8 protein-coding genes are annotated in these 12,369 nt (G+C 60.4%); 2 read left to right on the top strand and 6 right to left on the bottom strand.

The window, feature by feature from the left end; all coding sequences use genetic code 11:
• On the bottom strand, nt 1–501 hold the full coding sequence (gene nusG / locus A7A77_RS15295) for a transcription termination/antitermination protein NusG (RefSeq protein ID WP_066560230.1): 501 nt from the start codon (nt 499–501) through the stop codon (nt 1–3).
• A gap of 656 nt (nt 502–1,157) precedes the next feature.
• Between nusG and A7A77_RS15300 the strand changes: the two genes are divergently transcribed.
• Nucleotides 1,158–1,943: a hypothetical protein gene (locus A7A77_RS15300; RefSeq protein WP_156500610.1), complete on the top strand. Its 786-nt coding sequence runs from the start codon at nt 1,158–1,160 to the stop codon at nt 1,941–1,943.
• Here the strand turns inward: A7A77_RS15300 and A7A77_RS15305 are convergent.
• Nucleotides 1,940–2,563 carry a response regulator gene (locus A7A77_RS15305; protein WP_066560234.1) on the bottom strand — a complete coding sequence of 208 codons (624 nt, stop codon included), beginning with the start codon at nt 2,561–2,563 and terminating at the stop codon, nt 1,940–1,942. The genes A7A77_RS15300 and A7A77_RS15305 overlap by 4 nt on opposite strands.
• 576 nt (nt 2,564–3,139) lie before the next feature.
• Here A7A77_RS15305 and A7A77_RS15310 point away from each other — a divergent pair.
• On the top strand, nt 3,140–4,792 hold the full coding sequence (locus A7A77_RS15310; protein ID WP_172799927.1) for a sensor histidine kinase: 1,653 nt from the start codon (nt 3,140–3,142) through the stop codon (nt 4,790–4,792).
• A 639-nt stretch (nt 4,793–5,431) separates the two neighbouring features.
• On the opposite strand, the gene A7A77_RS15315 is transcribed toward A7A77_RS15310, so the two are convergent.
• The 4 genes from A7A77_RS15315 to A7A77_RS15330 all read right to left on the bottom strand — a co-directional run bounded on the left by A7A77_RS15315 (nt 5,432) and on the right by A7A77_RS15330 (nt 12,062).
• The gene (locus tag A7A77_RS15315; protein WP_156500611.1) at nt 5,432–7,006 is read right to left on the bottom strand and encodes an alkaline phosphatase D family protein; all 1,575 of its coding nucleotides are present in this window, start codon (nt 7,004–7,006) and stop codon (nt 5,432–5,434) included.
• A 45-nt stretch (nt 7,007–7,051) separates the two neighbouring features.
• Nucleotides 7,052–10,237 carry a TonB-dependent receptor domain-containing protein gene (locus A7A77_RS15320; protein WP_425388581.1) on the bottom strand — a complete coding sequence of 1,062 codons (3,186 nt, stop codon included), beginning with the start codon at nt 10,235–10,237 and terminating at the stop codon, nt 7,052–7,054.
• Nucleotides 10,238–10,512: 275 nt separating this feature from the next.
• Nucleotides 10,513–11,547: a FecR family protein gene (locus A7A77_RS15325; RefSeq protein WP_216635600.1), complete on the bottom strand. Its 1,035-nt coding sequence runs from the start codon at nt 11,545–11,547 to the stop codon at nt 10,513–10,515.
• 14 nt (nt 11,548–11,561) lie between these two features.
• The gene (locus tag A7A77_RS15330) at nt 11,562–12,062 is read right to left on the bottom strand and encodes an RNA polymerase sigma factor (RefSeq protein ID WP_066560249.1); all 501 of its coding nucleotides are present in this window, start codon (nt 12,060–12,062) and stop codon (nt 11,562–11,564) included.
• Nucleotides 12,063–12,369: the final 307 nt, after the last annotated feature.

Raw genomic sequence — 12,369 nt, forward strand, 5'->3', positions numbered from 1 at the left:
CTATGCCGGCCTGAGATCGTATGAGGGCAGGGTCATCGAAACCGACGATCCGAGCAGGGCGAAGAGGACGCGAACCCGGTCGGGCCCTTCCAGGTTTTCAACCCGGGCCAGCGTTTCGGCGAAGGGTCCGTCTTCTATGCGGACGACCTGGCCGGGCACCCAGACGTCGGCGCTGCCCATGAACAGATCGCCATCGCAAGCGTCGCACAGTTTGCGCATTACCCCCGGGCGGACCGGTGTGGGCGCGCCGCCATCGCCCGTAACGAGCGTCTTTACCCCATGGGTGGAATTGATCGAACGCCAGCGATCTACGCCGTTGTCGAACGCAACGAATATATAGCCGGGAAACAGCGGCACCTTTGCTTCGATGGCGCGCCTTGCGTGGCGCGTGATCCTGCGGATGCGGGGCAGGAACGTGCGGAACGACTGACGCTCCAGATGCTGCTTCGCCAGCACTTCTCCCCGGGCTCGGGTCTGCGCGACATACCATCGGATCGCCATGATTTCAGGCCCCGCACAGCCTTCGGAAAGGTCGGGCGGAAAAGGTCGTCGACAGGATCCGGAGCGGCAATGGATTGGGCCGGTACACGATCGAAACGTCCTTTGCAGTGACGGGGCCATTCCCCCGACGCGGCCAGCGGATATCGCATCGGATATTACCTTACAACCCAATTAAGATATCTAACGATATATTTTTGGACTTGCACACATGAGCGCATGTAGGTTGCGAGCAGATCGCTGGAGCGGCAATGCCGGCATTCCTATATAGTTGATTTACCCCATGATATTAGACTATTTTTGGGCACCTTGCCGGCAATCTACTGCGCCTAGAAGGAGGCTCTGGATGCCGGAGAACGGATGGATGGCCGCGATCCCGTCGGATCTAAAATATTTCAGAAATATAACGTACGATATTATATTTTGACAGATATTTAATCATAGGATAGTCGGCAGATCGTTGCTGGGGCTCCACGAGTTGCGGCTTGTCGTCGCTCGGGATCAGGCTTTTCGCTTTCTGCCTGTGCCCGGCCTTTCATCCTGCTTCGGAGCCCTTTACGCCCACGATGCGACAGCGCACGAGGGAGAAGTCGTGTTGACGGGCGAGGTGGGGGCGGGGGCGCGATATCGTTCCCCCGGATGCGGTGGAGGCGGGCATCGTGCAGGACCGTTTTGCCGGGAAACTCTATGTCGATACGTCGCTCGACTATGTCACCGGGCCGATCCGGCTGTCGCTCGATGCGGGTGTTGAGAACTATCCCGGCGAAGATCGCTTCGATCGCTACAGAATCAATCCCGGCGCGACTTTCGACCTGCCGATTGCGCAAAATGGGCGAACGCGTCTTCGCATTGGCGCGGGATACGAATACGTGGCCGACAACGACGAGCGGGTCTTTGACCGGGGCCGTGCCGATGTGCAGTTGATCCATCGCCCGTCGGCCACACATCGCACCGTCGCGCGAGTCCGCTATGGCTTTCGCAACCAGTCGGAGCGACAGTTCGAGGGTTTCGACCAGCAGGAGTGGCTTGCCGAACTGAGCCATGTCTGGAGGCCGGTCGGCACCCGTGCGCGCGTTGGCGCGACGATACTGGGCATCAGGCACGATGCCGACGACGACCGCTTCAGCCACACTGGCTATGGCCTGCGCCTGACGGGCGGCATGCCGATCGGCGATCGTGTCGATGGGCGGATGCGGGCAACCGTGATGCGGCGCCTGTACGATGACGATTTTTCCGCTGAATTGCCGTTGGACCGAAAAGACACGCGGATCGACTTATCGACCAGATTGTCGCTTGCCCTGCGTGGAGGAGCCACGCTGTTTGTAGAAGGCGGCTATGTGGACAACCGTTCCAACATCGCGGCGCGCGATTTTTCTGGCGTGACCGCCACGCTTGGCCTGCGCTGGACGTTACGCGCGCACCGCCGCGATCAATCTCGACGCTAGGCGGATTTCCGCAAGGCCATGGTGGCAAGTTCCGTGCGGTTGGAGATTTGCAGCTTCTTGTAGATGTTGTGCAGAAACACCTTCACCGTTCCCTCGGTGGTGCCAAGCTGCTCCGCAATCTCGCGATTTCGCAGGCCTTGCGCAACGCAGTGCGCCACCTTCATCTCCTTGGGAGACAAGGTTTCGAGAGGCGAGGGGGCAGGGCGTGTGCTCGCATGGAAAATGGCCTTGTCGTACAGCTCGCTGTCAAGATAGCGGTCGCCTTTCATTACCGTGTCGATCGCCTCCAGCAGGCGATCCTCGCAGTAATGCTTGAAGACGATGCCGTTGACCCGCAGCCGGATGGCTTCCAGCAACTGGTCATCGGTCACTTCGACGGTAAGGATGATGACGGGCCGCTCGTCCCCTTTCTCGCGAAGCATGCGCAAGGTGTCGATGCCGTCCCGGACAGGCATTCTTATGTCGAGCAGGACGACATCGGGATCGACACGGGCGATTTCCGTCAGCGTGGCGTCGCCATCGTCCGCGGTGGCGACGACTTCATGCCCGCCGGTCTTGAGAACCGCTTCCACGCCCAGTCGGAAAAATGGGTGATCGTCAGCGATGAGAATGCGTGTCACGGTCCGGCAATATCCCGATTGTGTCTTGGCGATTCATAAATGAGCGGTCTACCGAGGGCAACTCGACAGCGTGGCGATATGGCGGCGCTTGCCGCAATCGCCACACCGACGCATCCTCCAATGCCGCCAGGAAGGGGCCAAGACAAGCTCTGACCGTGACAAAAAACTTGCACAAGGCTGCAATGGCGCGCAAGAATATCGCAAGATATATTCCACTGGTAAGCATTGAGTGGATTTGATGCCCGGAATCTCGGTCTGCGAGCGACCCGCCAGATGGGCTAAAGAAGATATGGCCGGTAATAATTCACTTATAATCTCAATAAAGTTTCTCGAAAAATATCCAGCTACGATTCTTTGGAATAATATATTGAACATGAAAAATATATTTATTAAATGCATGAATATAAATGATAAATAATTTAATATGCAATATATTCAGTATTTTCGGTCTTAAACATCATCGTTTATGGATATTATTTTAGATCCGACATGACAGTAAATGTTACATAAAGATGGATATTAGTTAATTCCGTCTCCGCTAAATCTTGCTAGCAGCGATGCATGAGTTTCTCGACAATGATCAGACATAATCTGGCTCTACTTGCGAGCAGGATGATCTGCGCCGTGGCGCTCGTGGCCATCGCCCTGACAGACCCTGCGATGCCGGGCTTCCAGCTTGAATTCGACGATGTCTTTGCGCTTTGTTACCTGGTCTGGGTCACGGCCACCACGATCGCTTCGCTGCGTAGCTGGTTCGTGGACTTCGTCTTTTCCGCCCCGCTGATCATTGCGGACATCGTCGCGTTTACCGTGCTGCTGATATTCCTGCCGGTTCACGACGATGCCATGATCGCTTCCACATTATCCTTTCTGGCACACATCGTCTTTACCAGCGTCCTGCGCTGGCGATCGCGCCTCGCCTATGCGCTTGCTGCGTCCGTCTACGTCAACCTGTTCTGGATGCTGGAAGTGATCTTGATCGATTTTCACGCACAGCCGGGGGGCTCTGCGCATGCCTTGCGCATGGGGCTTTTCGCGATCGTGGGATCGATAGTGATATTCTGCGCCAGCCGGCAGATATCCCGATCCGTCCCGGTGCGGTTCCGGGCCGAAGATCCGGAGGCCGGGCTGCCGCTTCCGGTCTCGGCTTTCGACTACATCAGCAACACGACCGGGGCGAGGCGGATCGTGTTCTGCTGGAAGGATCGCTACGATTCGCGAAAGTTCGCTTTCGATTCCAGGCAGCTGGATGGCGACCTCAGGAAACTGGACGATCGCGCAGGCAAGGGCGACCACACCCCTGTCGAACTTGACTTCACGCAGGTGCTTGCATTCAGAGAGCTTGCGCCGATGCTGTTCGACCTCGCCCGCGAAAGGGCGCTGATCCAGCGCGGCGGAATGATCTCGATTCAGGAACGGGGGCCGATACCGGGGGCGAAGCTGCTGAAGGACCTTGGCGTCGTGCGGGGAATCTGTATGCCGATCATCACGGTAGAGGGGACCGACTGGCTGATCCTTAGCGACATCCCGCTGCTGGGGTGGTCGCACTTGCGCAGCGCCGATGCCATCTGCACCGAACTGGCGCAGGAAGTGGATGTCCAGATCAGCGCTCTTAACGCAAGAGAGGCCGCGCTTGCAGGCTTGCGTCAGGCTATCGCCCGCGACCTGCACGATAGCGTGGCGCATTCGCTTGCCGGTGCGAAATACCTGTTGCTGGCACTGCGCACGCGGGTGGCCGACAGCCCTGGAGCGGTGGAAGAGATCGATGCCATCCGCGATGCGCTGGAGGCCGAGCATCGCAATGTCCGCCAGTTGATCACCCAGCTTCGAGATAGCGAGCCGGATACCGGGCTGCGCAATTTCATCGAGGATGTAACCGCGATAATTCCCAATCTGGCGTTGCGCTGGCACCTTTCGGTCGAACTGGTCGATTCCGACTATCGCCTCATGGTTCCGGCTTGGCTCTCGCTCGAACTGCAGCAACTGGTGCGCGAAGCCGTTTCGAATGCCGCTCGGCACGGCAAGGCGAGCGCGTTGACGGTGCAATGTCGGCGCAAGGCAACCCGGATCGAAATCACCGTGATCGATAACGGCAAGGGCTTCGCCGCAGATGAGGTTGCCCGACCGCGTTCGATCAGTGAACGTATCGCACTGCTTGGAGGCGAGCTGGAGATGCAGTGCCGTCCCGGTGCAACCATCCTGCTGATGTCGTTTACGCTGCAGGAATGATTGCCGACAGATCTGGGCCGTGTTTCCGCCATCCCGTCCAGCGTGATCAGGGCCACTGAGAGGACAAATGGGGCCTTTCGGTGGCATCGTGGTGCACCCTTTGAGCATCTTTTTGGTACAGCCAAATACATATCGGACGACTGCTATCGTGGATTTCATGGCGATAAGTCTGAAGTCTGATATTTAGCGGCTCTAGCCATCCGCATCGTTCCGCACAGACGTGTGATCCGTTCGATTAGCTCCTTCTCGTTCCGGTCGAAGTGATGCGTGTGTCCCGGCCCCAGAATCCGGCGATTTTTTGTGAGCTGTGGAAGAGAACGGCTCGTAGTAACTAGGTGATAGACTTGCTTGCAGTTTGTCAAAGACACTTCGGCATTGTCGAATTTTCCGCAGTTCGCCGAGACCGTCGATAATCCCGCTGTACAATTATGAACGTAGGGCTCGGGAATGGCGGCTATGTTGGTGGCTGCAGCCACGGCTTTTAATTCTTCCGTAACGGCGCCCCCCAACCAACTCTAGCCGTTCCACCTTTCGCACAGGACCGGCGGCCGTCGCCAAAAACCCGCCATTCCAGCCACCTCGATCAACGCGGTAGCATTGCCCCTCACTCGTCGATTGCGATTTTTCGGCTGTTCAACGCTAGCACAGCTGCGCCTTATCCGGGTGCACCCGATAACTCGCCAGCGTGCTGAGCATGCTGCCCGGCGTCTGTACCCTGTCGAGAACCTTGACGTCCGTGCGCCATTCGTGCGGGCCAATGTCGAAGAGCTGATAGCCGCGCTGCTGGTTGTAGAGGCTGAAGTGCGGGTTGTCGCGCAGCAGAAAGCGCCGCTTCTCGCTGTCTGCCTGGCCGTCGCCCCCCGAACTGATGGAAGTACCGAGAAATTCGACGGCGGCGGCAGGGCCGTCCAATTCGTCATCGCGCACCGGGAGGTGCCCGACATTGTGGACGTGGGAATCCCCGCTGGCCACGACGACATTGGTCAACCCGTTGTCGCGGACGGCCTCGATCAGGCGCGCGCGCGCCGCAGGGTAGCCGCTCCAACTGTCGGGAGGGCCCGGCAGACGGATGCCGTCCGCATTCCTGCGGACGATCGGCATCATCCGCACCTGCTGCGCGATCAGGTTCCAGCAGGCCTGATTGCGCAGACCCGCGCCCAGCCATGCCTCTTGCGCGTTGCCGAGAACGGTCGACGTGGCATCGTCCCGCTTGCGGCATCCGCGTCCGGCCGGCGTCTCGCACAATTGTTGGCTGCGATGGCTGCGGGTGTCGAGGACATGCATCCTGACCAGCCGTCCGAAGTCTAGCCGCCGGTACATGGTTAGCTCGCCAAGGCGCGGGGCCTGCGCCAGCCGCACTGGCATATGTTCATACCAAGCCTGCATCGCGACTATGCGCCGCGCCAGCACAGCCTCGCGGGAGCTGCCATGCTGATCGAACGAGGACACCCAGTTGTTGTCCACTTCGTGGTCGTCGAACGACATGATGAATGGCACCGCATGATGAGCCGCCTGCAGGTCCGGGTCCATCTTGTACTGCGCATAGCGCTGCCGGTATTCCGGGAGCGTGTAAACCTCATCGGTCAGGTGCCGCCGGTGGGCGTCCCGACCCTCCCGGTCCCGTATCGTGAAGCTGCTCTTGCGGCCGTATTCGTAGATATAGTCGCCGTAGTGGAAGACAGCGTCGAGGTCCGGTTCACTGGCAAGATGGCGCCAGGCTTCGTACCAACCCTGCGGATAGGCCTGGCAGCCCGCCAGCCCGAGGCGGAGCCGTTCCGGCAGCGCGTCTGCGGCCGGAGCCGTCCGCGCTCGCCCCACCGGGCTTGCTTCCACCCCGGTGACAAGGAAGCGGTACCAATAGAGGCGCGACGGCCGCAACCCGCTGACCTCTACATGAATGCTGTGCGCCAGATCGGGGTGCGCGATTTCCTCTCCACTGCGCACAACATGTGCGAAAGCCTCGTCTTCGGCCACTTCCCAGCGGACTTGCACGGCAAGTGGCGGCATCCCGGCGTCAGGCTGCAGGGGGTGGGGGGCAAGCCGCGTCCAGATCACGAAGCCGTCCGGCCAAGGATCGCCCGATGCGACGCCAAGGCTGAAGGGGAAGGCACCGAACCTGGGCGCCGCCCATAGTCGGGCATGACGGCCCAGTCCCGCGAACAGGACTGCGCCGCTTGCCGATACGAGGAAATTACGCCGGTGCAGCGCCATCATCGATCACCTGTCAGCATTTTGGAAAAGGACAAAACCCGCCGCGGTTCAGAATGTGGCGCGAATGCCCACCGTTCCGTTGACGCCCGCGTTGTTGTAGTTGGCGACATGGTCAGGGACGGATCCCGCCTCATTGCTGACACCCGGCGCCAGCCGGTAGGTTGCCCGGTTGAGCAGGTTTCTAATCGAGAAGAATGCCTGTAACCCCCGCCTGATCCGGTAATTGCCCGAGAGGTTCACGTCCCAGCGCGCCTTGTCATAAGTGCCGGTGGAGATGGTCGCGGGCTTGTCGTCAGTCCAGACGGTGTTGAGATAGAGCCGTACCGGCCCGCTCTTGTAGGCCAGCGCCAGAGTGACCATGTTTTCAGGCGTCAGGGAAATCGGTTCGTCCGGGTGGGTGTAGGTATAGGAACCGCGCAAGGTCAGCCCCTTGAACGGATTGGGCAGCAAGCGTTCAAGCGAATAGTTGAACTCCAGTTCCACGCCCTGGATGCTGATCGTGCCTTCGCCCACGGTGGTCGTCGTTCGGAAGGTGTAGTCGGCGTATTCCGTTCCAGTGTAGCCGAACTCCTGTGCCGTGAATTCCTGCGTCTGAAATGCGCCCTTCAAATCGTTACGGAAATAGTTAACAGCTACCAGCCCGACCGGCTCGAAATACTTGACCAAGCGGGCCGAGTAGTTGTTGGAAAGTTCGGGAGTCAGCCCCGGGTTCGGCGCGGTGACGGTCTGGGTGGTCTCGTTCACTGACCATACGCCTGCCAATACGCTCACTTCGGGGCGACGGATCGTCCGGCTGTAGCCAAGCTGCAAGTCGAGGTTGTCGGTGAAGGAGACCTTCGCCGAGGCGCTTGGGAAGAAATAGTCGTATTGGCCCTTACGTGCGACGCGAGGGCGCGACTCATACTGGTACTGAATGCCTTCGACCGTCGTCGCACGACCGGTCGATACCGAAACGTCATAGCCTGCCGCGATCACTTCCTCGGCCGAAAGCGCGTCCGGTTCCAGCGCGGCAGTGCGCGTCTGTTCCCAGCGCAGCCCCGCGCGCAGCGCCAGCCAGTCGGCCGGCATTGCTGTCACCATCGAATAAGCGGCATAGGTATCTTCGTCGAAGTGACGGCTGTTGCCGATATAGGCGTTGTAGTAGTTCGTCGCCGTCATCAGTGGGCTGAACTCGTCGGGATGGTTGAGGAAATATTGCCCGATCAGGTAATTGCTGGGCATATACAGATACGAGGAGCCTGATAGCGTCTGGTACGTCAGCCCGGCTTCGTTAAAGCTGCTCCGGATGTCGCTCTGGGTCGCGGCAAGAAATTCCGCCGTGCTGAGCGGCCCGGTATAGACATAGCGGCTGGCCTCGCGCTGGTTTTCATATTGGTAGGATGCCAGCTGAATCTTGCCGCCCGTCTTGATCGTGACGGGGAAGGCGCTGCCCGGCAGTTCGTAGGCAACATTGATCGCGCCGCCGGTGCGCTCGACCTTGGACGAGCGGCCGTCCTCGGCGTTGATGATGATCGACGACAGCGAATAGCTGGCCGGATCGCTCCAGTCAGCGCCGCTCAGCTGGCGAATGGTCCAATCGGTCGCCAAGTAGTCCTCGCTGCGCTGCGCGGAGTAGTTTCCGGAAGCCACCGGCGAGGCGACGGTGTACACCGCGTTTTCCTGCCCCATCGGATCGTACCTGCTCTTCGAATTGGTGTAGAAGGCATTGCCGTCCACCGTCAGGTAGCTGCCGCGATATTCGAAACTGGGCGTGAGCGTCACGCTGGTGCCGATCTTGGCGATCGTGTTGGCGGAGGCCTGCACCGTCGTGGTGCCATCCGCCAGTTGCGTGGTATAGTCGAAGGCCGGATCGCCGATCAGCCCAGCGCTACGGGCTCCGCTGGTGAAAACATGGGCGCGCTGTTCCGACAGGTTATAGGCCCGGTTGTAGATGCCCATGAACGACAGGGTCAGGTCGTCGGTCGCCTTGAAGTCGAGCGAAAGATTGCTGGAAAAGCGGTCTATTTCTTGCGAGGTGACGCGATTGGTCATCGTGGCAGAGACCATCGGGTCCGGACTGATGGCGGTGGCGTTGTAGTTCCATCCATGCTGGATTGTTTCCATTTCCGTATGGACGCGGGACAGGCTTGCGCTGGCTACCACGCCCAGCCGTCCGCCGAACAGGACATCGGAATATTCGATCGATCCGCCGGGACGGAAGCGGCCATTGCCGCGCTTCTCGCCCGGTCCGGCCAGCTTACTGTCCCATAGGTCGGACTGGGTGGTAGTGTTCAGGGCAACAACGATGCGTCGCCCTTTGCGATCGAACGCGCGCTTCGTTCGCAGGTTGATTGTACCTGCCGGCGCGTTCGCATCGACGTCGGCGCTGACCGTCTTGGAAATTTCGATGGAATCGATGCTGCTGAGAGAAGCCTGCTCAAAGCTGAAAGAGCGCGAGGAGCTGGATCCGCCGTTGGCATCGGCCCCGGCGATCGCGATGCCGTTGACCGTGATGGCCGTGTATTCCGGCGGCAGTCCGCGCAGACCGACATAGCGCACGCTGTCGTCTGCGCCGCCCTGGTTCTGCGTGATGACGCCGGGCATGAACTTCAGGAATTCGCCGATATTGCTTTCGGAAACCTCGCCGAAGGATTCCGAGGACAGGCTGTTCTTGATGTCCATGGAATTGCGCTGGCTCATGATCGCCTTGGCATCGCCTTCGCGCGTACCCAGCACGATTATTTCACCGCTCGATGGGCCGTAGCCGGGCGCGGAGAGCGTGAAGTCGACTTCCACCGCCTTGCCAGCAGGAGTCTCCACCGTGACTTGCTCATCGGGATACCCGGTGAACGCGACGGAAATCTCGGTTGCGCCCGCCGGCACGTCCAGCAGCCGGTACTGCCCTCCGTCCCCGGTCGTCGCCGTCCTCTTTTCGCCCGTGGATGTCGTGACGCGGACAATGGCGTTGCGTTTGTACTCGCCGGTTGCAGCATCGATTACGCGCCCGGAAATCGAGCCGGTTTCCGCCTGGTGCCTCGTGGCGGGGGCCATCACGATGCTGTAGCCGCCGCTCGGCGTGGCGCGATAATGCAGACCCGTCCCTGCCAGCAACAGCTGGAGCGCCTTTTCCGGCGTGTACCTCCCCGTTACCGCGGAAGAACGGTGGTCCTGGGTCAGTTCCGACCTCGCCGTGACGGCAACGCCAGCCTCGCGCGAAAATTCCAGCAGCGCCGAAGCCAGCGGCTGCGCGGGAATGTCGAAATCCCGTGTTGCCTCCTGCTCTTTGGCGCTGGCCGGGCTGCTGCCCGCTATCAGGGCCGGCACCGATGACATGCAGAGCAGTGCAATTGCGAACTTTTTCACGACGAATACCCCCGAGTTCCTTGAACCGATCACAAGCGCGTGAGGCCCTTTTGCGCAGGCCTCGACGTGCTCTCGCGCTAAGGACGTCCGGACACGCGAAATCGGACAAAGAAATTACGGATGAAGTGAAAATTGCCGTAAAAGAGGTGTGCCAGCCGGTATTGCTGCTATTTAGACACGGCGCTGCGTCGCCGCAGCGTTACAGAGCCATCGGCCTCCCGGTCCACCGTCAGGGGGAGAATGTCGGGCAGGGTGTCCAGCATCTGATCGACTTGGCTCGCGCTGAAGGATGTCGTCAGGTGCTCGCTGGCAAGAGCCGGTGAGGCGATCTCGATGGGGTGAGGGTAATACCGTCTGGCATCGGCGATGATCTGGCCAAGGGCAGCGTCATGATAATCCAGATGGCCGCTGCGCCATGTACCGGCTTCCCCGCCCAGCGGCTCAGGGCGCGCCTGTCCGGAGCTGCCTGCGCTCAGCTTCTGGCCCGCGACGAGTGTGACGTACCCCTGCGCGCCGGGTTCGGGCTGCGGGTTTTCGGGATGTTCGCCAGCTGTGTCGGGCGCGACTTGCACCACGCCTTCCATCACCGATACGTGCACCCGCTTGCCGTCGAAATTGACGTTGAACTTGGTACCCACCACCCGGATGCGCTGGCCGCCGACCAGAACGACGAAAGGCCTGTTCCTGTCGGGAGAGACGGAGAAGAACGCTTCGCCACGCGTCAGCTGGACGGTGCGTTCGGAGGGGGAAAAGGCCACGTTCAGGGCCGAATGCCCGCCGAGCGTTACGAGACTGCCGTCCTTGAGCGGAATTTCGCGGACTTCCGCGATCTGGGTTTCGAATACCGGAGAGGCAGGGCGCAGCATCCACACGCTGCCAAGCACGAAAAGCGCCGCCAGGGCGGCCATGGCGAAGCGGGGCCGGTCGCGCGCGACAGGCGGCCCCGCCATAATGCCGCCGATCCGGCGGGTCCAGGCGACGAACCGTTCGCGCAGAGTCGGCGGCCCAAGCAGTTCAGCATAGCGCGGATGCCGGCCAAGACTTGCGGCATCTTCCCAGACCCGGCACAGCGCCTCCGGGCTTGCCGAGCTGCGGTTGAGCACGATTTGCGGCATGGCTTCGAGGTGGCCGATCGCTGGCGGGACATGCTGCGGCGTACCGGCAACATCCGTTTCGGCTTCGCCTTCTCCCTGTCTGTGCATGGTATGGCTGCCGGTCACCCTTTGTGCTCCGCTTTCGCGAAAGCTTTCGCGCAATCCTCGAGTGCGCGTTGGACGTGTTTATACACAGCCCCTTCGCTCATGCCAAATTGCGCTGCAACTTGCCGGGGGGAGAGGCCTTCGACCCGGACCAGCAGAAAGATGCGCCGCCGCGTCCCCGGCATGGAGCGCAGGGTGCGCTCGAAAATGGAAAAACGCTGCCTTTCGTAGAGCACCTGTTCGGGGCAGGGGCTGGCAGTCTGGTAATGTCCGGACTGAGCCAGATCGTGCTGCGCTTCCTCACGCCTTATCTGGCTGCGCTGGTGATCGATCACCACATTGCACGCGATCGTGTAGAGATAGCGGCGCGCGTCCTGCACGCTGGCAGTGCCGTCGATCGCTGCCAATCTGGCGAATGCCGTCTGGCAGACTTCCTCGGGCTCGGGCGGTCCGGAGCCGAAGCGGCGAGCAATATAGCGCGTCAGTGCAGTCGCGTGTTCGCGATAGAGAACCTCCAACTCTTCGCGACCTTCAGTCCGATCGCAATTCCTAGGTTCTGCGCGCACTGCGCCCGGAGCGGCGCACTTCCAAGGCACTTCAACTATCGCCATCATGTTTCGCCAGTCCGGAAAACATCCGGCGCCCAACGTGCGCGGAAGCCGTCCCTTTTCTTTCGGTAGCGCGCTCCTAGGGAGGCAATTATGCCGCTTTGTGACAGTTTGCGGCGGGCGATGACTCAGATGCCGAGTTGGCGAGATCCGCGCCAAACGTTCTGACGTCGAACAAGCCAAGGGTGAGAACGGCGGTGCAAAATTAGACCACGGT

Origin of the sequence: Croceicoccus bisphenolivorans (assembly GCF_001634625.1) — a bacterium.
GTDB lineage: Bacteria > Pseudomonadota > Alphaproteobacteria > Sphingomonadales > Sphingomonadaceae > Croceicoccus > Croceicoccus bisphenolivorans.

Coding starts and splice junctions, on each gene's coding strand:
- nusG (WP_066560230.1), bottom strand. CDS start 501: ATGGCGATCCGATGGTATGTCGCGCAGACCCGAGCCCGGGGAGAAGTG.
- A7A77_RS15310 (WP_172799927.1), top strand. CDS start 3,140: ATGATCAGACATAATCTGGCTCTACTTGCGAGCAGGATGATCTGCGCC.
- A7A77_RS15315 (WP_156500611.1), bottom strand. CDS start 7,006: ATGATGGCGCTGCACCGGCGTAATTTCCTCGTATCGGCAAGCGGCGCA.
- A7A77_RS15325 (WP_216635600.1), bottom strand. CDS start 11,547: ATGCACAGACAGGGAGAAGGCGAAGCCGAAACGGATGTTGCCGGTACG.